Genomic DNA, 23,327 nt, shown 5'->3' with positions numbered 1-23,327 from the left:
TGCGGGCCCGGGGCAGACGGGCACGCAGGAGAGCGGCCCGGCTGTTGTCTGGCGGCTGGCCGCCGGCATCCTGGCCGATGACCAGGCCGCGCTCGACGCCGCGCACGCCGTGGCATGGGCGCCACCGGTGCTCCTGCCCCTGGACGATCTCGCCGCCGCCCTCGGGCTGGACGACAGCGCCCCACTGGACACCCTGCGGGACATCGGCCTGCTCGCCACCCGTACCCAGAACCGCGTCACCACCGTGCAGATGCACCGGCTGTTACGCGCGGAGATTCAGAAAGAACGTCATGTGATGACCCAGGGCGCGTCCGCCGGGCTGCCCGGCTGGGCCGCGCTGGCGAGCACCGGCCCCGGCTGGCAACTGCTCACGCGCCTCGCGGACAACTCCACGGTCAGCGACCTGTACGCGTCCGCCGCCCAGCCGGATTCGCTCGCGGGACTGGAGCCACACCGTCACGGTCTGGTCCTGCACGGTGTCGCGCGTGTTCTTGAGCTGCGTTCCATGGTCGAGGAGGCATCGGAGCTCTACGCCGAGGCCGGTGGGTATTTCGACCCGGCCCGGGACGCCCCGCTGGTGGCTGAATGCCTCTACGGCCGGGCCCGCTGGGCCAACCAGAACAGCAAGGCCACGCTGGACGAGTTCGATGAGGGCCTTGCCTTTGCCAGTGAGGCCGAGCGGTTGGCGAGCACCGACAGCACCGTCGAGGGCAGGATCCGGGCCGCCCGGGCGATGGCGATGCGTGGCCTGCTGCTGCGGAAGAAGGCCGGCAAGGACGGTGCGCCCGAGGAGCCGGCGTTGGCCGAGGCCATGGAGCTCCTGCAACGCTCGCTGGACGAACGCAGGCGCCTGAACGATCCCGAGATCGACAGGGCCGAGTTCAACATGCTCGGGACATACGTGCGGCTGGGCAAACTGACCGGTGGCGCCAACGCGCACCACTGGTTCCACGCCGCGTACGAGGGATACTCCCGGCTTCGGGAGATGCGGCTCGAGCGGTTCCACGGGGTCGTCATCTCGTCGATCGCGGCGTGCACGTCGGGGCGTGGTCTGGCGCTCTACTACGGCGCACTCGCCGGTGTCGACCCCCGGCGGAAGAACGCTGGGAATGACGACGCCCCGGTGGTCGGGGTCGGCACCGCGACCCGCCTGGACCTGCTCCGTCAGGCGAGCGTCCTCGTCGCGGACTCCCTGCGGGAACGGTCGGACCTCGCCCCTGCCCACACCGACAGCGACGACTGCCTGAAGTCCATGGATCTGCTTGAGAAGATCTTCGGTCTGCGGCGGCTGTTCCTCGCCGCGACTCCCAAGCCCGACGATGCCGATCCCGACAATGTCGATCCCGCCACCGTCAAGCTGGCGACGCTGNCGCGGGGGTGCTCCACCCGAAAGAGAAGGAACTGCTCAAGGAAGCGGCCGGTTACGGCCTGGTGTCGGCGGGCGCATAACCAGTGCCGCGCACAGCCAGTACCGCACGACCAGCACGCGGCCACCGCGTCCTTCAGAACGTCGGCGTCCTTCAGAACGTCAGGTGACCCGGTGTCAGGTGGCGTGGCAGTTGTGCATGGCGAGGGCGAAGGCGGCGCCGCGGTCGCGGTAGTCGCGGAAGCGGCCGAAGCTNCGCCGCCGCCGGTGAGAGCAGGACGACGCCGTCGGGTTTCGCCCAGCGGTAGCCCTCGGCGACGGCGGTGGCGAGATCGGGCGTGTCCACCACGGTGACGTGCGGGCCGGCGCCGGTCTGGGTGACCTGGCGGCGGATGTCCGGGCCGTTGTCCGGCACGGTGAGGACGAACGTGTCCAGGGTGCGGTCGCGCAGGCCGACGGCGAGCGGGCGGTAGTCGATGCCGCGGCTGTAGCCGCCGACGATGAGTGCGACCCGGCGGTCGTCGAAGGCGTCCACGGCCGCCAGTGTCGGCAGGACGTTCGTCGACAGGCTGTCGTCGACGAAGCTGACCCCGTCCACCGAGCCGATCATCTTCAGTCGGCTGTCCAGGCCGGCGAAGCCCGCCGCGNCGAAGCCCGCCGCGGCGGCCCGTAGGGCGTCGTCGTCGTCCGCCTCGGGCACGCCGAGCGCCCGCAGGCAGGCCCTGACGATCACCGCGTTGCGCCGGTTGTGCCGGCCGAGCAGCCCCAGTGGGCGGGTCCAGTCACCGGCGTCACCGGCGGCGTCAGCACCGGCAGTACCAAGGGGGCCGGCAAAGCCGGCAGAGCCAACGGGGACAGCCGGGCCGGCGATGTCGGCGGAGCAGGTGGTGCCGTCGTCGGCGTGCACCCAGTGCACCTTCGGGCCGAGGAGGTGCCGGTGGGCGCGGATCAGGTCGCTGTCGCCGTTGGCGACGGTCAGCTCGGCGCCGGGCTGCGAGCAGGCGGACAGCTTGTCGCGGTAGTACGTCTCGGGATCGTCGCGATGCCAGGGCAGATGGTCGGGATGCAGGGAGGTCAGCGCGACCACCGGCGGGGAGCACGCCAGGTCGGTCGCCTGGTAACTGGAGATCTCGACGACCCAGAAGTCGTACTCGTCGCCGGCCTGTGGGTCGTGCGGCGGCAGGCCGATGTTGCCCGCGACCAGGCAGCGGTAGCCGAGGCGGGTCAGCAGGTGCCCGGCGATCGCCGAGGTCGTGCTCTTGCCCTTGGTGCCGGTCACGCACAGCACCTTCGACCGGTCGGCTTCGGCGAGCCACAGGCCCACCCCGCCCACCACCGGGATGCCGCGCCGCTGAAGGGCCCGCACGGTCTCGCCGTAACGGGAGATCCCCGGCGTCTTGACGACGATGTCACAGTGGGTGAGTGCGTCGAACCCGCCGGCGGCGGTTGCCAGCAGCGGCCGGCCCTCGACGTGGGCCCGGCCGGGGGCGTCGTCGACGAGCACCGGGTCGACTCCCCGGGCGAGGCAGGCCCGCAGGTTGGCCTCGCCCTCGCGTCCCAGGCCGTAGATGCCGACCGCGCGGCCGTGCAGGTCAGACCAGGAGATCGTCGGGCGCATACCGGTCCGGGACGAAGTGGCGGCCATGGGGGACGAGCAGTTCCTCGAGCGCGGGCTCCTTGGGCAGGGGGCCGAGCGCGGCCAGCACGGCGGAGCCGGCCCGGTCGTGACGCGGGGCGGCCAGCGCGGTGGCGGCCCGGCACTCGGTGACGTCACCGACGCACTCCCAGGGCTTGTTGTCCGCGGACAGCCCCAGCAGGGTGCGGAAGCGGCCCAGCAGCGTCACGTCGGCCAGCGGCTCACGGCCGTCGAACACCCGTCGCAGCGCCGGTTCGGCCATGAAGGGAGCGAGGACCAGGTCGATGAAACAGCATTTGTCGCAGCGGCCGCACCACCTGTCCAGCCGCTGTGCCGGGTCGATGTGGAAAGCGCGGTTGCAGCTGCGGAAATGGTCGAAGTACTGCGGCAGCGCGGCGAACCGGCGGGCGATCCACAGCTCGGTGAACGGGCGCAGCAGCGAGAAGTAGTCCGGCCCGCCGGCCAGTGTTTCCGCCAGCACCGAGCGCAGGGAGTTCTCGAACCCCTCGCTCTTGGAATACTGGTGGTTGACGGATCGGCCGTCGACCTCGACGGTGCCCACCGACGCGGACCATTCGTTGGACATCACCACGGCGTCCCGCCCGTCCAGGACGGCCGCCAGGAGCGCGATCGCCGAGAGGATTCCGGTGACCGGGACGTGCCCGTTGAGAAAACCGAGCTCCGCCGAGCGCAACAGCTGGGGGTCGATGAGCCGTTCCGCCCGCACGACCGGGAAACCGGTGACGCGGGCGGGCCGTTCGATGGCGTCGAAACGGTCCCCGGGCCGGTTGACCACGAACAGCGCCGGGTCCTTCGCCAGCGGCCGGAGGAGTTCGGCGGTGACGATGGAGTCCACTCCGCCGCCGAAGGGCACCAGCGGCCGGCCGTCGCGGGGGCTGAACGCCACCGGCGCCGTCCGTTCCAACCGGGGGCCGACGATCCGCAGGCCGGAGAGGTCGAGGTTGTTGCGGTAGGCGAACTCGCCCAGGCCGTCCAGGTAGAACTCGCGGAGGAACGCGCGTTCGGTGTCCGTCACCGCGGTGTCACCGAGGTCGACCACCGGCGGGGCGGCGGACTTGTAGTAGGAGACCGCGGCCAGCAGGAAGATCAGCCGGGCCGTCTCGGCGGCCGCCGGCTCGTCCCAGGCGCCGCCGTCGGGAAAAGTGATCTCCTCGCGGAAGTCCCGCCCGTCCAGCCGGTAGCGGCACACCAGCCGGTTACGGGACACGTCGATGTCGTAGCCGACGTAGCGGAAGCTCTCCCCGCGCGGAGGTGATGCCGTCACGGCTGGTCCTTTTCGTGCGGCTGGTCCTTTTCGCGCAGCCGGGCCACGGCGGCGAACCGGCCGCACGGGCCGCCGGCCCGGTGGCTGAAGAACGGGCTGTCCGGGCCGGTGTCGAGGGCGGTGACGTGCACCTGGCCCGCCGGCACGCCCGCGGCGACCAGTTGCAGGGTGTTGGCCCGCCACAGGTCGAAGGTCCATCGGCCGGTGCCGTCGGGTCGCACCACCGTGTCGAGCTGGTCGCCGAAGGCGGCGCGGGCCGCGTCGACGACGTCCGCACCGACCTGGTAGCGGTCGGGGTGGATGGCCGGCCCGACACAGGCGACGATGTCGCGCGGTTCGCTGCCGAGCTGGCGCATGGCCGTCACGGCGGCGGGGGTGACCCCGCGGACGGTCCCGCCCCAGCCGGCGTGCACGCAGGCCAGGACGCCGGCCACCGGGTCGTGCAGGACGAGCGGGACGCAGTCGGCCACCATGACGACGAGGATGACACCGGGAACGGTGGTCACGAGCGCGTCGGTCGCCGGTATCGCGTCCGCGGCCGAGCGGGCGCCCCGGCCGCGGTGCTCGTCGGTGACGACGACCACGTTGCGGCGGTGGGCCTGCTCGCAGAACACGAAGTCGTCCAGCTCCGCGCCGAGGGCGTCGGCCACCTTCGCCCGGTTCGCCAGCACGGCCGCGTCGTCGTCCCCGACGTGCAGGCCGAGGTTCAGCGACGCGTAGCGGCCGGTGGACACCCCGCCGTCACGGGTCGTGACGAAAGCGTCCACGCCGTGTCCGTTCAGGGCCGGCCAGCGCAGCACCCGCAGACCTGGGGCGGTCCGCTGGAAGTGCGCTTCGGCCGTGCTCGTGGACATTGTTCCCGGCCTCGATTCCCGACCTTGGCGGTCGTTGTCCCAGGGTTGTAAGAACCTTCTCTTCCGATTCCGGGGACAGCCTGGAGAATGCTGTGGAAATCCTTGGACGGAAGCGTGGAGGTTATGATTTCTCTGAACGATGTCCGGTTGAACGACGTCCGGTGGTGCTGCCGACGAACCAGTCGTTTCCGGCTCGAGGTGGCCTGCGTCCGACCGGGCGGGCGTCGAGGATTGTGTCCGCCGTTCCGCCTCCTTCGGCCCGCATTTGTTCACCTGAACCGGATCGTAGCACCGTCATGGCCGGGCCGGCGGGTCGGTGCCCGTTACCGGCGGGCATACGGTAAGAATGCGGAACACGGGAATATTCCATTCTAACGTCCGTATCCCCGCGATCATCAACCTGGTTGTGGCGCGGCGACAGCGTGCTCACTTACGACACGTCCGCTTCGTGTCACGCTGCCGGTCTCGTGTCACGCTGCCGACCCGCCACTTCTACCAACGGTCACGACGTTCGGGCCACGTGTTCGCGGGCCACGGCCTCCGGTGGGAAGATCCGCCGGGGAGCGGCTGCCGGCGGGGCGTGATGTGCGGCGGGGCGTAACGTACCGGGACAGCAGCCCTACAGGGACCGTTTCAGGGCCCGTCCGCGTGCGTATGACCCCGGCGTGAGCGTGGACGGCCCCGCCACGAGGGGGAGGCGTGCCGTGCGGCGCGATGCTTCACCGGCCTTCGACCCGGTCGACGTCCCGAGGTGGCCGGCCGGCGGTGTCCCCGACGCCGTCCTGCTGGAGAGCCTGTGGGCGTGGCTGTCCGGTGAGCCGGTCCAGGCGCTGGCGAAGGCGTCCGGATGGGGCTGGGCTGGTTCCGCCGACCCGCGTCGGCTGCTGGGCGAGCTCTGTCAGCGCTGCGTGGACTGGGACTTCCGCCGGAACCGGGAGCGTGGCGCGATCGAGAGTGACGCCGCGGTCGTCGGGGACCGGCTCATCCCCGGGGAGTTGGCCGTCGCCGCCGCGCGGGCGCTCGGCATGGTCGACGCGACCGAGCCGCCGCTCGCGGACGCGTCGCGCCTGGTCGTTCTCGCCGGCGCGGTGCGGGCCAATGTCAACCGCCTGCACCGCGCCCGGTCGTTCCAGCGCGGCGAGCCCCGTCCCGGGGATGTCGTTGTCACCACGGCCGCCCGTGATCTCTCCACCGCCGAGCGGAGTCAGGCGGACGCGCTGGGCCTGACCGAATGGCTGCTGCCGGGACGCCGGATGACGACCGAGGCGGACGCCGTGGTCGCCGCGGCCCGCGCCACCTGGGAGCTGCGAGGGCTGCCGGAGATCGACGGCAGGCTCCCGGACGGCGGGGACGGCGAGGAGCGGACGGCCACCGCCTGGCTACGCTGGCCGGGCGGGGCGGTCGCGGACGTGACGGTCGTGGTCGCGCCGTCGGCCGACCCGGACGCCCGCCGGGCGAACACGTTCGACCAGCTGACCTATTGGCGCACCAGGAGCCCGCTGACACCACGCGACCACGTGGTCGCCGTCACCACCCAGATCTACGTGCCCTACCAGCAGCTTGTCGCGATCAGGGCGCTCGGCCGGCCGGCCCGGTGCGGTGTCACGGTGGCCGGGGTCGACGCCGCGGCCTCGGTCACGCCGACGAAGGCTTTCGGCTCCCGTGACTACCTCCAGGAGATCCGGTCGTTCTTCCTGGCGGCCGCGGACCTGCTCAAGGACGTCGACGTCGGCTGACGGCCCCCCGGCGTCACCTCGTCCCGCTCAGCCGGGTTTCGTGCCCGTGCTCATCCCTCCGAGCGCAGGCACGGCCGAGTGTCGGCACACGGCCGAGTGCCGACACGGCCGTGTCCTGGCCGGCTTTGTTCCGGCGCGGCCGGGCCCGTCCCGGCGTCCGCGGGCTGGTCGGGTCCGCCGGCCGGTCAGGATGCCGCCGGCCGGTCAGGGTGCCTCCGGCAGAAGGACGTTCGGGTTGAGGATGCCGGCGGGGTCGAGAGCCTGTTTGAGACGGCGGAACGCGGCGATCTCGCTGGGTGAGCGGTTCAGCGGCAGCCAGCGGCGTTTCGCGGTGCCGATCCCGTGCTCCGTGCTGATACTGCCGCCGTTGTCGGCGACGAGCCCGAACACGGCGTCCTCGATCCGCCGATCCTCGGCGTCCCCGCCGGTGCTCCTGCCCCTGCTCCTGCCGCCGCTACCGGTGCCGGTGCCGGTGACATTGACGTGCACGTTGCCCTCGGCGACGTGACCGAACAGCCAGGTCCTCGCCTCGGGTGCGATTCCCGCGACGGTGGCCGGGACCGTCTCGACGAACGAGGGCAGGACGTCCAGCGGCAGGGTCACGTCCATCTTGATGGGCGTGCCAAAGGTGTTGATCGATTCGGTGTGCCGTTCCCGGTAGGCCCACAGGGCGCGGCAGCCGCGCGCGTCGCCCGCCAGGGACGGGTCCTGGACCCCCGGCAGGCTGGCGACGGCGTCCGCCAGCGTCTCCAGCACGGTGGCCCGCCCGACCAGGCTGCCACCACCGATACCGACACTCCCGGCACCGGCATCCCCGACAGTGCTGCCGGGGATGCCGCCGGCGGTGACGCCGCCCCCCGCGTAGACGCCGGTCTCGTCCGCGATCTCGACCAGCAGGTAGGCCGGGTGCTGGCCCCGCAGCGGCCGGGACAGATGGCAGGCGTGGATCACCAGCTCCAGGCCGGGGGAGAGCATCAGCTCGGCGGCCGCGAGCGCGGGCAGGCCGTTGCGCAGCTGGGAGGCCGCGGTCACGGCCCGCTCCACCGAGGCGAAGCCGAGCAGCCCGACCGCCCGCGCCCGGGTGGCCGGTACCAGCCGGACCCGCACCGCCGTGACCACGCCGAGCGTCCCTTCGCTGCCCGCGAGCAGGGACGGCAGATGGTAGCCGGTGTTGTCCCTGGGCAGGCCGGCGAGATGGGAGACGACGCTGCCGTCACCCAGGACGGCCTCCACGCCGAGCAGCTGGGTCCTGGTGTCCCCGTGACGCAGGACGCGCAGGCCGCCGGCGTTCGTCGCGACGGTGCCGCCGACCGTGGCGCTGTCCCTGCTGGCGAGGTCCACGCCGTAGGCGAGGCCGGCGGCGGACGCCGCCCGGTGCAGGCTGCTGACCAGCACGCCCGCGCCGACGGTGGCCTGCGCGGCCGCCGTGTCGACCGACAGGGTGTCGCTGAGCCCGCGCAGGCTCAGCACGATCTCCCCGCGGGTGGGCACCCCGCCGCCGACGAGCCCGGTGTTGCCGCCCTGGGGCACCAGCGGGGTCCCGTACCGGGCGCAGATCTCCACGACCGCGGCCACCCCGGCGGTGCTCACCGGCCGGACGACGGCGGCCGTCCGGCCGACGAAGCGCCCGGTCCAGTCTCCGACGTAGCCGGCGACGATGTCGGGGTCGGTCAGCACGCGCGTGTCGCCTATCGCATCACGCAGTGTTTCCAGTACGGGGTCTCGGGCCATGGCTCAGGCTCTTCCTCGTGATCTCTTCGTCGTAGCTGGCCCGACGGCGGGACGGGTCGGTGGGCCGGTTACGACAACACGTATCACCGTTGTGATGATCTGCTGCTTCGCATATCCGGGCGACTGCGCAGGGTTGATTGTTGTTCGGTACGTCCGGTGGTTCCGTCGGTTGATGCCCGACACGCCCGCGATGGTCGGTGTCGAAAGGGCCTCCGGCATGGACTATTCGGTGGAAGGCGTAACGGTGTTTCGCGCCGGAGCGCGTTCGTCCCGGTGCTCCGGGGATTCGTCGGGGGCGAGAGCGAAAGGACGTGCCGGGATGGTGCCGGGGAGGGTGTCGGGGTGAGTGGCATGACCGGTCTGGTGACGACGAGTCCGCCCCGGCCCGGTGTTTCCCGGCCGGGCACGGGCGGCGGTGACGACGCCCGGGTGCCGCTGCTGGCCCGGCCGCTGGCGTCCTACTACCTGCTGCTGTTCTCCGCCGGACTGCTGTTGCTGTTCGGCCTGATCATGGTGCTTTCCGCCTCCAGCGTGCGTGCCTTCGAGGAACTGGGCTCCCCATACGCGGTGTTTGCCCGCCAGGCGACCTGGGTGGGTATCGGCCTGCCCCTGCTGGTGCTCGGCAGCCGGTTGCCGGTCCGGGTGTTCCGGCTGCTGGCCTATCCCACGATGGTCGTTTCCCTGTTGTTGTTGTTGGTCGTGCTGACACCACTCGGTAAGTCGCTCAACGGTGCCCAGCGGTGGATCGAGTTCGGGCCGTACACGCTACAGCCCAGTGAGATCGCGAAACTCGCTCTCGTCCTGTGGGGCGCCGATCTGCTGGTACGCAAACGCAGGCTGCTGGGGGACTGGAAGCACCTGCTGGTGCCGCTCGTTCCCGGCGCGCTGCTGATCTCCGTTCTGATCATGCTTGAGCCGGACATGGGCACGACGATCGTGGTGCTGACCGTCCTGCTCACCCTGCTGTGGGTGGTCGGGACGCCGCTGCGGGTGTTCGCCGCGCTCAGCGGGGCGATCCTGCTGGTCGGAACCATCCTGGCCGTCCGGGAGCCGTACCGGCTGGAACGGCTGATGTCCTATCGCGATCCCTTCGCGGACGCCCACGACACCGGCTTCCAGGCGGTGCAGGGCCTGTACGCGCTGGCCTCCGGAGGCTGGTGGGGAGAGGGCCTCGGCGCCTCCCGGGAGAAGTGGCCGGGGCTGCTGCCCAATGCCCACACCGACTTCATCCTCGCCATCATCGGGGAGGAACTGGGCCTGCTCGGCACGCTGGTCGTCATCATGCTCTTCGCCGTGCTCGGGTTCGCCGGCATCCGGGTCGCCCACCGCAGCACCGACCCGTTCACCCAGCTTGCCGCCGCGGCGGCCACCGGCTGGATCATCGGCCAGGCGGTGGTCAACATGGGGGCCGTGGTGGGGCTGTTGCCGATCACCGGCATTCCGCTGCCGCTGGTGTCCTTCGGGGGCTCCGCGCTGGTCCCGACGATGCTCACGGTGGGCATGCTGCTGTCGTTCGCCCGCAACGAGCCGGCGGCCGCCGCGNGAGCCGGCGGCCGCCGCGTTGATCAGCTCCCGGGCGGCGGCCCGGCGCGACGCGCGGGACCGTGCCGGCACCGACCACTGGCGGCGGCGTCTCCACGCCCAGCAGCCGCCCCATGGCGGTTACCGCGCGGACGTCCGCCGTGAGGACGATCCGCGGGTCTCCGCCCGCTGGTGACCCGCCCGCTGGTGCTCCGTCGGCTTGCCTGCGCCCGCCGCCTGGCCGACGCCGCCACCGCCGCCCTCGGCCGCTGACCCACGGCCGCGGGGCCGCCCTGCCCGTCTACGGGCCACGGGCGCGATCATGCTCATGCGCGCACCCACCGGTTGTGCCATGCGCCCGTGTGCCCGGGACGGCCGGTTGGGGCGGGTCCTCGGTACTCTCCTCAGTACCCCACTGTGGGGTCGACGAGGCCGATCAGGGGCTGGCCGGAGCGGTAGCGCAGCAGGTTCTCGTGGAACCGTCGGGCGATGGCCCGTTCCAGGTCGGGGGCCCAGCCTGAGATGTGTGGGCTGATCCGTACCTGGGGGTGGGCGAACAGCCAGTGGTCGGCCGGCAGGGGCTCCGGGCCGGTCACGTCGAGGCTGGCCAGGCGGACCCGGCCGTCGTCGAGGGCGGTCCGCAGCGCCTCCTGGTCGATGAGGGTGCCCCGGGCGATGTTCAGTAGGTGCACGCCGGGCTTCACCTGGCGCAACGTCGTCTCGTTGATGAGATGGTGGGTTTCGGGGGTGGCCGCGGCGCTGAGCAGCACGGCGTCGCTCACCGCCAGCAGGCCGGCGAGGTCGGGCAGCAGCCGGACGCCGTCCACAGGGCTCGGCCGGTCCCGCCGTCGCAGCGCCACCACGTCGACCTCGAGCGCGAGCGCGCGGCGGGCCACCGCATGCCCGATCTCCCCGAAGCCGACGATCCCCAGCGTCGAACCGGCGAGCAGGGCGCCCGGCGTCGGCCGGGGGAAGGTGACCGGCGCGGTGACCCAGGAGCTCTGCCTGGCCCCGGTGAGCAGCGCGGTCACCACCCACTCGCTGATCTGCGTGGCGTGCAGGCCGCGGGAGCAGGTCACCACAGGTGCCGACAGCAGCCAGGACGGGTAGCTGTCGATCCCGGCGGAGACGGTGTGCACCCACTCGACCTCGCCGAACCAGGCCGGCGGCCGCTCGGCGCGCAGGCCCGGCCCGATCAGCAGGACCCGCGGCCGGCGGTCCGGATCCCCGTCGCGGGAACATCGACGATCTCGATGCCGGGCTCACCGCCGAGCGCGTCGTCGAGCGCCCGCCGGACGGGGATCCCCCACGGCAGGGGCAACTGGACGCCGAGGACCAGGCCCCGCGGCGCGGCGGCCTGCGCCGGTATCCCGGGCGCCTCGGCCGTCCCCGCCACCGTGGCCGCCCCCGCCGCCGTGGCTGTCTCCGCCGCCTCGGCCTGGTGCGGGGTCGGTGCGCTCACGCTCGTCATGGGTTCCCTTCCCGTCCGGGCGGTCGGCGCGCGGCTGCGGGCACGCCGGACATTTAGTTGCAGTGCACCATCGTTGCGGACGCGGCGTCCATGCCCGACCAGGCAGGTAGACAAAGTTGAAATACGGCGTTGACATGCCCTTTCCGCCAGTTCCCAGCGGGGTCCCCAGCGGCGCCACCGGGACGGGCGGGGCCGGTGACGGCACCCGGGGAGCGGCCCGCGGCCAGGATGTGCCATCGTCGTGGGCGATGCTGAGGAGTGTGGTACTCGCCGGCGGTGGCACGGCGGGTCATGTCGAACCGGCGCTGGCCGTCGCGGACGCCCTGCGCGCCGCCGACCCCCGGCTGCGTCTGACCCTGCTGGGGACGGCGTCCGGGCTGGAGGCCCGGCTGGTGCCGGCCCGCGGCTACGAGCTCGCGACGGTGTCGAAGGTGCCGCTGCCGCGCAGGCCCACGCCGTCCCTGCTCACCGTGCCCGGACGGCTGGCCGGGGCGGTCAGCCAGGCGTCGGCGGCGCTCGCCCAGGTGCGCGCGGACGTGGTCGTGGGCTTCGGCGGGTATGTCTCCGTCCCCGCCTACCTGGCCGCGCGCCGGGCGGGCATCCCGATCGTCGTGCACGAGGCGAACCCGCTGCCGGGCGTGGCCAACCGGATCGGTGCCAGGTTCACCTCCTATGTCGCGGTGTCCTACCCGAACACGCCGCTGCGTGGCGGGCGGCTGACCGGCATCCCGCTGCGCCCGGAGATCCTGAGCCTGGACCGTTCCCCGGCGGCGGCCCGGGCCGCGCGGGCCGGTTACGGCCTCGACCCCGACCTGCCGACGCTGCTGGTCTTCGGCGGTTCCCAGGGGGCCCGCCGGCTCAACGACGTGACCGTCTCGGTGGCCGGGGAGATCACGTCGAGCGGGGTGCAGGTCCTGCACGCGGCCGGGCCGAAGAACGCCGACACGGTGCTCGCGGAGCTGCCGGCACGGCTGCCCGCGCCCTACGTCGTCCGGCCGTACCTGGACCACATGGCGTCGGCCTACGCGGCCGCGGACATGGCGTTGTGCCGCTCCGGCGCGATGACCTGCGCGGAGCTGGCCGCGGTGGGCCTGCCCGCCGGTTACGTCCCGCTCCCACACGGCAACGGCGAGCAGCGGCGTAACGCCCTGCCGACGGTGGAGGCCGGCGGCGGCCTCATCGTGGACGACGCCGACCTGTCCGCGCAGTGGATCCGTACGGAACTGCTGCCCGTGCTGACCTCCGCCGAGCGGCTGGCGAAGATGTCGGCCGCCTGCGCCGGGTCCGGGCATCCCGACGCCGCGAACGCGATCGTCGCGATGATCCGGGAGGCTGCGGCGTCCCGCCGGCGGCAGCCGCCGCGCCACGCGGCCCGTTGAAGACCCGCCGCGCCACGCGCGGCCTGCCTGAAGACGCCGCCGCGCCACGCGCGGCCTCCCAAAGACCTGGTCTCGGACGGCGGATGGGGCAAGATGTCACTGTGACAGCTCCGGCCCTACCGGACGAGTTCGACCGCGTCCATATCGTCGGGATCGGCGGCGCCGGCATGAGCGGGCTGGCGCGGCTGCTGATGCGGCGCGGCGCGTCGGTGTCCGGCAGCGACGCCAGGGACACCCGCCGGCTGGCCGCGTTGCGGGCGCTCGGCGCTGTGGTGACGGTCGGTCACGATCCAGCCCATCTCGGCGATGCCCGTACCCTGATCGTCTCCCAGGCGATCCCGGACGGGAACCCCGAGGTCGAGGCGGCCCGCAGGCGCGGCCTGCGCGTCGTCTCCCGGTCCGCCGCGCTCGCGGCGCTGATGCGCGGGACGCGTGGGCTGGCCGTCGCCGGCACCCACGGGAAGACGACGACCAGCCTGATGGTCACTGTCGCGTTGCAGGCCTGCGGCGCCGACCCGTCGTTCGTCATCGGCAGCGACATCAACGAGGCCGGCTCCAACGCGCACGCCGGCACCGGCGAGATCTTCGTCGCCGAGGCGGACGAGAGCGACGGCGGTTTCCTGCTCCTGGCGCCCTCCGGCGCGATCGTCACCAACGTCGAAGCCGACCATCTCGACTACTACCAGCGGCCCGAGGACGTCGAGGCCGCCTTCGCCCGGTTCCTCGACGGGGTCGACCCGAACGGTTTCGTGGTGGCCTGCGCGGACGATCCGGGCGCCGCCCGACTGGTCGCGGCCCTGCGGGAGCGGGAGCGCGACGGCGGAAAGGTCCCGCGGGTCACCACCTACGGCGAATCGGTGGACGCCCACGTCCGGGTGGAGCTGCCGATGGTCTCCGCTGCCGGCTCGACCTGTGAGGTGGTCGTCCGCGGGCGGCGCCTGGGCGAGCTGAGCCTGCGGGTGCCCGGCCGGCACAACCTGCACAACGCCGCCGGGGCGCTCGCCGCCGGGCTGGAGCTCGGCCTGCCCGCCGCCGGCCTGCTGGAGGGGCTGGCCGGGTTCGCCGGGGCCCGTCGCCGTTTCGAGACCAAGGGCACCGCGGGCGGCATCCGAGTGATCGACGACTATGCCAACCATCCGACCAAGGTCGTCTCCGTGTTGCGGGCCGCGCGCGACATCGTCGACGGCGGCAGCGTGGTGGTGGCCTTTCAGCCGCATCTCTACAGTCGGACGGCGGCCTTCGCCGCCGAGTTCGGCGCCGCTCTCGGCCTCGCCGACGCGGTCGTGGTCATGGACGTCTTCGGCGCGGGGGAGCAGCAGATCCCCGGGGTCAGCGGCGCGAGCGTCGCCGCGCAGGTGCCACTGCCGGCCGGCCGGGTCGTCTACGAGCCGTCCTGGTCGGCCGCGGCGGACCAGGTTGCGGCGTTCACCCGTCCGGGCGATCTGGTGCTGACGGTCGGTGCCGGCGATGTGACGCTTCTCGGCGGCGAGCTGCTGCGCGTCCTCGCCGAACGGGCCTCCCACGCCCGCTGACCTCGCTCGCTGGCCACGCTCGCTGATTTCGTTCGCTGCCACCTGATCGTTCGGCCTGGTCGCTCGACTGCCTGGCCTGGTCAGCGGAGCCGGCCGCGTGGCGGTCCGGTCGCGGCGTGGTGTTCACTGCCTGTCGTGACCGGTGAGAGCTTGCAGCACGTCCACTTCCTGGGGATCGCGGGATCGGGCCTGTCCGCGCTCGCCCACGTCCATCTCGCCCGCGGCGGGACGGTCAGCGGCAGCGACGCGCAGGACGCCCCTCGCCTGGACGCGCTGCGTGCCGCCGGCGCCCGGATACGAGTGGGTGCTGTCACCGACCCGGCCGCGCTGGACGCGGAGCTCCACGGGGTGGACGTCGTCGTCGCGTCCAGCGCGTTTCCCGACGATCATCCTGAGCTGCTGGCCGCTCGCCACCGGGGCCTGCCGGTCCGCCGGCGCAGCCAGTGGCTACCCGAGCTGACCGCCGGCTACGATCTTGTCGCGGTGGCGGGCTCGCACGGCAAGAGCACCACGTCGGCGATGCTCACCCTGGTGCTGCGCGCCGCCGGAGTGGACCCGACCGCGGTGATCGGCGCCGAGGTGGCGCAGCTCGGCGGCAACGCGCTGGTCGGCGCCGGGCGGGTGTTCGTCCTGGAGGCCGACGAGTACGGAGGCGCGTTCGCCGGTCTCGACCCGGCGCTCACCGTCATCACCAACGTCGAGTGGGAGCATCCCGACCTCTTCCCCGACGAGGCGTCCGTGCGGCGCGCCTTCACCGCGTTCGCCGCCCGGGTCCGCCCCGGCGGGACGCTCGTGGTGTGCGGGGACGATCCCGGCGTACAGGCGGTGCTTGCGGCGCTGCCGGCAGCCCCCGCCCCCGGCTCCGGCTCCAAGTCCGGCTCTGATGCCGGGCCGGGGGACACGGCCGGTGGCGGGCGGGCAAGGGTCATCGACTACGGGCTGCAACCGGGCCGGTCGTGGCAGGCGGTGAACCTGCGTACCACCCCCGACGGGGGCCAGCGGGCGACCGTGCGCCACGACGGTGACGACGTCGGGACGCTCACGCTCGCGCTGCCCGGCGCCCACACCGTCCGCAACGCGCTGGCGGTGCTTGCGGTCGCCACCGAGCTGGGTGTCGAGGTGGAGAGCGCGCTGGCGACGCTGGCGGCCTTCACCGGCGCGGACCGCCGGTTCACGCTGGTTGGCACGGCTGCGGCGACGGACCGCCGGGGCCCGCTGGAGGTGATCGACGACTACGCCCATCATCCGACCGAGATCCGCGCCACGCTGGCCGCCGCCCGCCAGCGGGCCGGTGCGCGCGAGGTGTGGGTGGCTGTGCAGCCGCACACCTTCAGCCGGCTGGCGGCCCTGCTGGACGACTTCGCCGACGCGTTCGCCGACGCCGACCGGGTGTACGTCACCGACATCTACGCCGCCCGCGAGCACGACACGCTCGGCCTGCACGCCGGCGACCTGGTCAAAAAGATCTCCATACCCCAGGCCGCGTACTACGTGCCCTGGGACGAGCTGACCGACCGGCTCGCCACCGACCTCTCGACGAGCCGACTGAACACCCCGGACGGCGTCCTGCTGCTGACTCTCGGCGCCGGAACGATCACCGAAACCGGCCCGCACCTCCTCACGGCACTTCAAGCGGTAGTCCTATAACTGTATGTAGCCTCCTGGCCGCTGGTCTCCCGGCTGCCGGATTCAGATCGTCACGTCCTCCTCGGCGGAGGGCTGCGGCGGCGCGGGCTGGGGGCGCAGGGTCAGGAAGTCCGAGACGCCGATGGCGCCGAGCACGGGCCGCAGCGGGGCGGGTACCTGGCTGCGGCTGTCGTCGTGGACGATGTGCGGCGAGCCGAGTTCCTCCCGGTGGTTACGGTGCTCCAGCACGCAGCCTCCGGCGGCCAGCACGTTGCGCACCCAGTCCGAGTCGCTGCCGTAGGTCAGCGCGACGACGTAACCGCCGTCGGAGCCGAACACGTTGACCGGAGTCCGGTACTCGCGGCCCGACTGGCGTCCCCTGTGCACGATGACGCCGAAACCGGGCAGCCGGGTCGCGGCGGGGCCGGTGACACGGTTGGTGGCCCGGCGGTTGGCCGAGGCAATCCATCTGGGCAGGGGCATGTACGACCTCCTTGAGGAGTGGCTGTCGCGCCACGCACGTCGACTGTCGTACCCAGCCGAGCGGGGACCCGACCCCGATTCGGGAGGCCAGCCGTCACGAAGGCCGGTCGCCACACCGTCCGAGGGTCGTCCGGGCGGCCGGCCGGCGGAGGCCGGATCAGGTCATTGCTGGATGATCGTCGGATGGTCAGAAGTACGACGGACAGAGCGGTACGCCGGGGACAGGCTCGTCCTGCTCGCCCTGGGACACCGCGGTCGCCGGCAGATACCCCCAGGCGGCGGTGTATCCATGGGTGTTGGCACGCCCGTTGTCACCCTGGGTGTACAGCCACCAGGTGTTGGTGTTGCCCTGGATGACCGGGTTCGGGCGGCCCTGGTACTGGCACAGCGCCCACACGCTCGCGGCCGCGGCCATGTACCCGCTGTCATCGAGAGTCTCCGACGCCTGGTCGGAACGGACGTTGGCGTAGACGGCCGAAGCCACGTAGGTGCTGCAGTAGTAGCGGGTCGAGAAGGCCCGTCCGGCGTAGTCGGTGATCGCCTCGCCGCGCGCCGAGCAGCCGCGGACGGGAGCCGGCTGCGGCGAGGGCCGGGCAGAGGAGGGAACCTGGGACGGGGCGGGCAGGGGAGCCGGGCCACTGCCTGTCCGGGGCGGTGGGTTTGCCGGCTCCCTGGGAGCCGGTGCTGTCGGCGCGGCGGGCGATGTCGGCTGCCGCGCCGAATCCGGGTTCGCCGATACCGCATCCACGGGCCCGGCCACGGGTCCGTGGATATCGCTCAGTACTGCCCCGCCATCGTCGGAGACCAGGAGATTCCCCGGCTTGATGTCACGATGGGTGATGTCGGCGCGGTGCGCCGCGGCCAGTGCCCGGGCGACGGACACACCTACCCCGACGGTTTCCGGCGCTGACAGCCGGTTCGGCTGGTTCGGCTGGTTCGGCTGGTTGTTGTCGCGCATCCGGTCGACCAGCGATCCCCGTGGGAAGTACTGCATCGCGATGAACGGCTGGTCGTCGGTGGTGGCGCCCGCGTCGTACACGGTGATGATCTCGGGGAGGTGGGACAGGCGGCCGGACGCCTGGCACTCGCGGGTGAACCGGCGCAGCGCGGCCGCGTCCCCGACGTCGGCGCTCAGGACCTTCACGGCTACCGTTCGCGCGAAACGTTCCTGGTAGGCGGTGTAGACGGTGCTGAACCCGCCGATCGCGACTCGGCGGAAATCCCGGTACCCCTCGATGGCCGGGCCCGGCGGCACCCGCGCCGCATCCTGGCTCTCCCGAGTCCTCCCCACATCGCCCCCGGTATGTTTCGCACGAATCCGTCCGCCGCGGCGTATGCCTCCCGTTGGATATGGTAAGCCGTGACGCGCTTCGGCGACGTACGCGAGGGGAGCGCCGCGGGGACGTGACACACATGAGTTGTTTTTCCAGTGGCTCCGCGGCCGCCGGCCACGTGAAAAGATCTGTGATCGCACGGCCTTTGGTCGTTACAGACTGTCCTTATTGCTTCTTGGTAGAGTGCTGTCTAGCCTTTCAGGTGTCTCTTCGGACGGTGGCTTCACCGTCGCCGGCCATGTCTGCTGAGAGGCACCGAAGACGCCACCCAGCCAGGTCATGGTGGGCGTGCATAGCCGGAGTAAGGGTGGTGACATGATGGCGAGTGTCTTCGGGTGTGATCCCGATGTCGCCCGCCAGGTCTCCAGCGACCTGGCCGATATTCGTAGCACTCTTGCCTCTCTTGGTGCCGCCTTCGACGGTCTACACGGTGTGACCGGCTCGCGGGAGGTGGAGACTGCGCTGGACCATTTCGTGAGTCATTCATCCGACAGTCGTGAGTTGATGGACGAGTTGTTGGAGCGGGCATCCGGCCTGCTGCGCGGGCTGGCCGAGGGAGTGTCCGAGGTGGATTCCGCTCTGGCCGGTGCGTTGGAGCCGGCTTCACCCGAGGTTCCTGCCGCCGTGGTGTCCGCCTCGCCGGTGGCTGCGGGTGGCATGTGATGGGCGTGACGGCCACCGGTGTCCCGTCGTGGTTCACGCTCCGGGTTCCCCGCTCCTGGTTCGAGTTCGATGTGTGGCGGGCCACCCGGACCGGTGATCTCGCACGGCTCGTCGACGCCCGTATCGCGCACGTTCCGCAGTTGCGGCAGCAGCGGTCGGCGCTGCTCAGGCTGCTGCGGGAGGTCGCCGAGCGGGCCGAGCGGCAGGGAGCTGTCTACTGCGCGGCGGCGGCCGAGCTGGTGGAAGGTTCCGGCGGCCTGGTGGCGAGCGTGATGGTGTTCCATACCGATGGCGCGCCGAATGCCGTGGACAACACGGTGGACGCGATCGCGGGGCATGTTACCGCCGTGGCACCGACGGACCGGGGATTCCCATGGCGCACTGTGGCGATTGTCGAGATACCGGCCGGCCGGGCCGTGCGTGTTCGCGGGGTCGAGCGGGCCGAGCCGGACGGGGTGCCGATCGACAGCGTTGTCATGCAGACGCTCGTCCCGGTGCCCGGCGACCGCGGGGTGCTCAACGTCGTTCTGAGCAGTCCACATGTCGACATCGCCGACGACCTGTTCGACCTGTTCGACGCCATCAGCGACACGCTGGCCTGGTCGCGGGATCGTCCGGACCAGTTGTTCGCCACGAGTTCTTCCCAGTAGTTCACGTTCATCCCAGCAGTTCCGGAGCGGTTCCGTCGGTCGCCCGGATCCGTCTGAAGAAAGGGAGTACGCCATGGCCAACGTCCACGTCGACTACGGAGCGCTGCAGAACGCCGCGTCCAGGCTCACAGGTGGCCAGCACGAGATGGAGTCCCAGCTGGCCCAGCTCAAAAGCCTGATTGACAGCCTGGTAAGCAGTGGTTTCATCACCGACCAGGCGTCCGGGAAGTTCCAGCAGTCCTACGACCAGTGGAACACCGGTACAAGAAACGCCATTGCCGGGCTGGAGGGCATGAGTGCTTTCCTCAACAAGGCGGTCACAGAGCATCAGCAGCTCGATTCCGTGCTCAGCCAGTCCACGGGCGGCTGACCCACGGCTGTGGCTCGTCCCGGATGACCCGCCCCGGATGACCGGCCGTCGGGCGGCCTGCCCCGCGGCCACCCGGCCACCCGGACGGCCGGCTCCGGAGATCACCGGCAGGCCCGTGTTCGGCAAGCCGCCGCGCAGGGCGCGGGCGTGAGATCCGCGCGGCCCGCATACAGCCATGATCACTACTGTCGGTAGGTGAGTGAAGGAGAACAGCGGTGAGTGACTGGGGCGTCCTGGAGCTGGACGGTGATCCGACCCCGGGCGACCCAGAAGCGGTGCGGGCCCTGGCCACCCGGCTACGGGAGCAGGCCGAGCGAGCCGAGAGCTCCACCACCCGCCTGCGTGCGATCGCGGCCAACGGCGGTGATCTGCGGATGGCCGGTGACTACGCCCCCCGGTTCACCGAGGCGCTCGCTGAACTGCCCGACGAGCTGGCCAAGCTCGCCCGTGCCTACCGCGGCTGCGGCGACGCGCTGTCCACCTATGCGACGACTCTGACCGAGGCGAAGACACGCGCGGGTGGCGCGCTGCGGCAGGGCCTGGACGCTCACGGCCGCTACCAGGCGGCGTTGCGTCAGGTCCGGACGCTGCTGCCGCCCGACCGGGAGGTGGCGTTGTGGCCGCGGGCCGAGCTCAGCGACGGCTCGATCAGTTCCGCGACGGTGGGCTGGGAGTCTCCCGATCTTGCCGTGCAGGTGCGGGCGGCCGCGCAGCAGGGGCAGGTGGCCAGCGCCGACCGGCTGCGGGCCCGGCGGCTGGCCGATGACGCCGCCGAGCTGCGCGGGAACGCGGCGCACACCTGTGCCCGCGAGATCGAGGACGCGCTGGCCGGCAGCGGGATCAAGAACAAGCCGTGGTACGAGAAGATGTGGAACGCCGTGTCCGCGCCGTTCCGGTCCTGGGACAGCTTCGTGGAGCTGTGCCGTGACGTCGCCATGGTCGCCGGTGTGGTCGCGTTGTTCGTCTCCGGGCCGATCGGGCTCGCGCTCGTCGGGATCGCCCTGGTGGCCGGCGCCACCGTCTTTGCCGACACGCTGATGAAGTACGCGCGTGGCCAGGCGTCGTTGGGCCAGCTCGGTCTGGACGCCCTTGGTCTCATCCCGGGCGCGCGGGGCGTTACCAGTGCCGCCGGGCTGGCGCGTGCCGCCGCCGGTCTGGCGCGCGGGGTCACGCACGGCCAGGGGGTGAAGCTCGTCGGCGCCGCGCTGCGCGGCGCCGGCACGGCGCTGGCCGCCCGTGGGCGCAACATGATGTCGGTAGCCAGGTGGGGGCTTTCCAACCCGCGGGCGAACGGGGTCGAGGCCGTCAAGCGCCTGGTCCGACTGGACCCGATCGACGTCGCGACCGGTGACATGGTGCTGACCCAGACCGACGCGGAGCTGCCCGGCGTACTACCGTTGCCGCTGTCCCGGACGCACGTCTCCTCCTACCGGTTGGGCAGCTGGTTCGGCCGTTCGTGGGCGTCCACCCTCGACCAGCGGATCGAGGTGGACGACAACGGGGTCTATTTCGCCACCGCGGACGGCATGACCCTGGTGTACGCGGCGGTCGCGGACGCCGACGGGCCGGTGTTGCCGGTGGAGGGGCCGCGCTGGCCCCTGACCCGCGGCGCGGACGGGACATACGTGATCAGCGATCCGTGGCAGGGGCGGACCTGGCATTTCACCCCCCTCACCCCGCTCACCCCGCCGCACGGGGCAGCCGGCGAGCCACGACCGTCCGGTGGGCAGCGGGCGGCCGGCGGACCCGTCCAGTGGCCGCTGAGCGCGTTGAGCGACCGCAACGGCAACCGCATTGATTTCGTTTACGACGGGGATGGCGCTCCCGTCGAGATCGCCCATTCCGGCGGTTACCGGATCCGGGTGGACACCTGGCGACACCGGGTCGTCGCGCTGGCCCTGCTCGGCGGGGACAGCGGCGGCAACGATCCCGGCAGCAACGATGACGACGGGTCCGCGACCGTGCTGGTGCGGTTCGGCTACACCGAGGCCGGTGACCTTGCCGAGGTCGTCAACTCCTCGGGCCAGCCGCTGCGCTACGACTACGACGACGACGGTCGCATACTGCGCTGGACGGACCGCAACGCCACCGAATACCTGTATGCCTACGATGCCTCCGGCCGGTGTGTGGCCACGGTGGGCAGCGGCGGCTGCCTGACCGGCCAGCTACGGTACGACACCGAGCGGCGCACGACCACCGTCGTCGACTCGCTGGGCCACGCGACGATCTACCGTCGCAACGAGGCGTTGCAGGTCGAGTCGGTCACCGACCCGCTCGGCAACATCAGCCGCTACACCTGGGACAGGTACGACCGCAAGCTCACCGAGACCGACCCGTTGGGCCGTACCGTCCGCTACACCTATGACGCCGCCGGCAACCTGACGGAAATCGTCAGGCCGGATCGTGGTCGAACAACCGCGCGGTGGAACGATCTGCGGCTGCCGGTGACCCTCGTGGAACCGGACGGCGCCCGCTGGGAACGCTCCTACGACGACCGCGGCAACCTGACCGCCGTGGTCGACCCGGCCGGTGCCCGGACGGTGCTCGCCTACGACGACCGCGGCCGGCTCACGGCCGTCACCGACGCGCTCGGGCACACCCGGCGGGTCGAGACCGACGCCGCCGGCCTGCCTGTCGCGGTGACCGACCCGCTCGGCGCGGTCACCGTCTACGAGCGGGACGCCTTCGGCCGAGTGGTCGCGGTGACCGGCCCGATCGGTGAGGTGGCCCGGTTCGGCTGGACGGTCGAAGGCAGACTGGCCTGGCACACCCGGCCGGACGGGGCCACCGAACGCTGGACACACGACGGGGAGGGCAATCTCGTCGAGCACGTGGACGTGGCCGGGCTGGTGACCCGCACCGAGGTCACGCACTTCGACCTGCCGGCGGCGCGGACCGGCCCGGACGGGGCGCGGCTGGAGTTCTCCTACGACACCGAGCTGCGGCTGGTCGCGGTCACCAACCCGCAGGGCCTGGTCTGGCGGTACGACTACGATCCGGCGGGAAACCTCGTCGGGGAGACCGACTTCAACGGGCGGGCGCTGGCCTACGGGTATGACGCCGCCGGCCAGCTCGTCGAACGCACCAACGGTGCGGGGCAGACCGTGCGCTTCACCCGCGACCCGCTTGGTAACGTGATCGAGAAGCACAGTGCGAGCGGTGTGACGACGTTCACCTACGACGCGGCGGGACGGGTGACACGGGCGACGAACCCCGACACCGACTGTACGTTCCAGCGGGACGCCCTCGGCCGGGTGCTGGCCGAGACCTGCAACGGCCGTACGCTCATCTCGGCCTATGACGTGCTCGGCCGGCGGGTACGGAGGGTGACCCCGTCCGGGGCGGCCAGCGTCTGGGAGTACGGCCCGAACGACCTGCCGCTGTCCCTGCACACCGCCGGCCGGACCCTGCGCTTCACCCACGACGAAGCCGGTCGGGAGGTACGGCGCAGCCTGGACACCGGTGTCGTGCTGACGCAGGCCTGGGACGTCAACGATCAACTGCTGTCACAGACCGTGACCGCTGGCGGGCCGGGAACAGCCCGCGTGGATGCGCCGGGGACGACGCGGCAGGCACGGGTGCTCCAGCGCCGCGACTACAGCTACAGCCTGGACGGCTACGTCACCGAGATCGACGACATGCTCGCAGGCCTGCGCCGGTTCGACCTCGACCCGGCGCGGCGGGTCACCG

Annotated in this window: 17 protein-coding genes; 9 read left to right on the top strand and 8 right to left on the bottom strand. The window is 71.9% G+C overall.

Annotated elements, in window-relative coordinates; genetic code table 11:
* Positions 1-1,520: 1,520 nt before the first annotated feature.
* From murD to pgeF, 3 genes are read right to left on the bottom strand one after another with little or no spacing between them, the layout of a single operon-like run.
* Complete coding sequence (murD, locus tag FrCorBMG51_RS26280) at positions 1,521-2,984, bottom strand: UDP-N-acetylmuramoyl-L-alanine--D-glutamate ligase (protein WP_235433330.1); 1,464 nt, start codon at positions 2,982-2,984, stop codon at positions 1,521-1,523.
* Positions 2,959-4,287, bottom strand: a complete 1,329-nt coding sequence (locus FrCorBMG51_RS05275; protein WP_052914334.1) for a MurL-like N-terminal domain-containing — start codon at positions 4,285-4,287, stop codon at positions 2,959-2,961. The genes murD and FrCorBMG51_RS05275 overlap by 26 nt, the downstream gene beginning before the upstream one ends.
* Positions 4,284-5,141, bottom strand: coding sequence for a peptidoglycan editing factor PgeF (gene pgeF, locus FrCorBMG51_RS05270; protein WP_052914333.1), 858 nt, complete (start codon positions 5,139-5,141; stop codon positions 4,284-4,286). The genes FrCorBMG51_RS05275 and pgeF overlap by 4 nt, the downstream gene beginning before the upstream one ends.
* Before the next feature lie 704 nt (positions 5,142-5,845).
* Between pgeF and FrCorBMG51_RS05265 the strand changes: the two genes are divergently transcribed.
* Complete coding sequence (locus tag FrCorBMG51_RS05265; protein ID WP_047221965.1) at positions 5,846-6,877, top strand: hypothetical protein; 1,032 nt, start codon at positions 5,846-5,848, stop codon at positions 6,875-6,877.
* A gap of 204 nt (positions 6,878-7,081) precedes the next feature.
* Here the strand turns inward: FrCorBMG51_RS05265 and FrCorBMG51_RS05260 are convergent, their stop codons facing one another.
* On the bottom strand, positions 7,082-8,608 hold the full coding sequence (locus FrCorBMG51_RS05260) for an FAD-binding oxidoreductase (protein ID WP_047221964.1): 1,527 nt from the start codon (positions 8,606-8,608) through the stop codon (positions 7,082-7,084).
* 351 nt (positions 8,609-8,959) lie between these two features.
* On the opposite strand from FrCorBMG51_RS05260, the gene ftsW reads away from it, so the two are divergent.
* Positions 8,960-10,294 (top strand): putative lipid II flippase FtsW, encoded by a 1,335-nt coding sequence (gene ftsW / locus FrCorBMG51_RS05255; RefSeq protein ID WP_052914331.1) that lies wholly within the window; start codon positions 8,960-8,962, stop codon positions 10,292-10,294.
* Between the two features lie 239 nt (positions 10,295-10,533).
* Here the strand turns inward: ftsW and FrCorBMG51_RS05250 are convergent, their stop codons facing one another.
* On the bottom strand, positions 10,534-11,268 hold the full coding sequence (locus FrCorBMG51_RS05250; RefSeq protein ID WP_052914330.1) for an NAD(P)-dependent oxidoreductase: 735 nt from the start codon (positions 11,266-11,268) through the stop codon (positions 10,534-10,536).
* A gap of 56 nt (positions 11,269-11,324) precedes the next feature.
* Positions 11,325-11,600, bottom strand: a complete 276-nt coding sequence (locus FrCorBMG51_RS05245; RefSeq protein ID WP_047221963.1) for a hypothetical protein — start codon at positions 11,598-11,600, stop codon at positions 11,325-11,327.
* A gap of 248 nt (positions 11,601-11,848) precedes the next feature.
* On the opposite strand from FrCorBMG51_RS05245, the gene murG reads away from it, so the two are divergent.
* From murG to FrCorBMG51_RS05230, 3 genes are all read left to right on the top strand, one after another.
* A complete protein-coding gene (murG, locus tag FrCorBMG51_RS05240; protein WP_047221962.1) occupies positions 11,849-12,979 on the top strand; it encodes an undecaprenyldiphospho-muramoylpentapeptide beta-N-acetylglucosaminyltransferase in 1,131 nt (376 codons plus the stop codon).
* A gap of 101 nt (positions 12,980-13,080) precedes the next feature.
* Positions 13,081-14,511: a UDP-N-acetylmuramate--L-alanine ligase gene (gene murC / locus FrCorBMG51_RS05235; protein ID WP_235433329.1), complete on the top strand. Its 1,431-nt coding sequence runs from the start codon at positions 13,081-13,083 to the stop codon at positions 14,509-14,511.
* Between the two features lie 135 nt (positions 14,512-14,646).
* Positions 14,647-16,158, top strand: a complete 1,512-nt coding sequence (locus tag FrCorBMG51_RS05230; protein WP_047221960.1) for a UDP-N-acetylmuramate--L-alanine ligase — start codon at positions 14,647-14,649, stop codon at positions 16,156-16,158.
* 42 nt (positions 16,159-16,200) lie between these two features.
* On the opposite strand, the gene FrCorBMG51_RS05225 is transcribed toward FrCorBMG51_RS05230, so the two are convergent.
* Positions 16,201-16,620 carry a nitroreductase family deazaflavin-dependent oxidoreductase gene (locus tag FrCorBMG51_RS05225; protein WP_047221959.1) on the bottom strand — a complete coding sequence of 140 codons (420 nt, stop codon included), beginning with the start codon at positions 16,618-16,620 and terminating at the stop codon, positions 16,201-16,203.
* A gap of 187 nt (positions 16,621-16,807) precedes the next feature.
* A complete protein-coding gene (locus FrCorBMG51_RS05220; RefSeq protein WP_235433328.1) occupies positions 16,808-17,911 on the bottom strand; it encodes a protein kinase domain-containing protein in 1,104 nt (367 codons plus the stop codon).
* A gap of 361 nt (positions 17,912-18,272) precedes the next feature.
* Here FrCorBMG51_RS05220 and FrCorBMG51_RS05215 point away from each other — a divergent pair, with 361 nt between their 5' ends.
* The 4 genes from FrCorBMG51_RS05215 to FrCorBMG51_RS05200 form a co-directional block, all read left to right on the top strand.
* Positions 18,273-18,617, top strand: coding sequence for a hypothetical protein (locus FrCorBMG51_RS05215; RefSeq protein ID WP_235433327.1), 345 nt, complete (start codon positions 18,273-18,275; stop codon positions 18,615-18,617).
* The gene (locus FrCorBMG51_RS05210) at positions 18,617-19,267 is read left to right on the top strand and encodes a hypothetical protein (RefSeq protein WP_047221956.1); all 651 of its coding nucleotides are present in this window, start codon (positions 18,617-18,619) and stop codon (positions 19,265-19,267) included. Before FrCorBMG51_RS05215 ends, FrCorBMG51_RS05210 begins: the two co-directional genes overlap by 1 nt.
* Before the next feature lie 73 nt (positions 19,268-19,340).
* The gene (locus tag FrCorBMG51_RS05205) at positions 19,341-19,637 is read left to right on the top strand and encodes a WXG100 family type VII secretion target (protein WP_013874299.1); all 297 of its coding nucleotides are present in this window, start codon (positions 19,341-19,343) and stop codon (positions 19,635-19,637) included.
* A gap of 215 nt (positions 19,638-19,852) precedes the next feature.
* Positions 19,853-23,327 (top strand): DUF6531 domain-containing protein (locus FrCorBMG51_RS05200; protein WP_235433326.1); only part of this gene is annotated, 3,475 nt, incomplete at its 3' end.

This window comes from Protofrankia coriariae (genome assembly GCF_001017755.1).
Lineage (GTDB): Bacteria > Actinomycetota > Actinomycetes > Frankiales > Frankiaceae > Protofrankia > Protofrankia coriariae.
Note: the sequence above shows the minus strand (reverse complement) of the source record. Positions and strands in the feature narration are given on the sequence as shown.

Excerpts from the sequence above, each read along its gene's own strand:
- pgeF (WP_052914333.1), bottom strand. The coding sequence starts at position 5,141 with ATGTCCACGAGCACGGCCGAAGCGCACTTCCAGCGGACCGCCCCAGGT.
- FrCorBMG51_RS05260 (WP_047221964.1), bottom strand. The coding sequence starts at position 8,608 with ATGGCCCGAGACCCCGTACTGGAAACACTGCGTGATGCGATAGGCGAC.
- FrCorBMG51_RS05245 (WP_047221963.1), bottom strand. The coding sequence starts at position 11,600 with ATGACGAGCGTGAGCGCACCGACCCCGCACCAGGCCGAGGCGGCGGAG.
- murG (WP_047221962.1), top strand. The coding sequence starts at position 11,849 with ATGCTGAGGAGTGTGGTACTCGCCGGCGGTGGCACGGCGGGTCATGTC.
- FrCorBMG51_RS05225 (WP_047221959.1), bottom strand. The coding sequence starts at position 16,620 with ATGCCCCTGCCCAGATGGATTGCCTCGGCCAACCGCCGGGCCACCAAC.
- FrCorBMG51_RS05215 (WP_235433327.1), top strand. The coding sequence starts at position 18,273 with ATGGCGAGTGTCTTCGGGTGTGATCCCGATGTCGCCCGCCAGGTCTCC.
- FrCorBMG51_RS05210 (WP_047221956.1), top strand. The coding sequence starts at position 18,617 with ATGGGCGTGACGGCCACCGGTGTCCCGTCGTGGTTCACGCTCCGGGTT.
- FrCorBMG51_RS05205 (WP_013874299.1), top strand. The coding sequence starts at position 19,341 with ATGGCCAACGTCCACGTCGACTACGGAGCGCTGCAGAACGCCGCGTCC.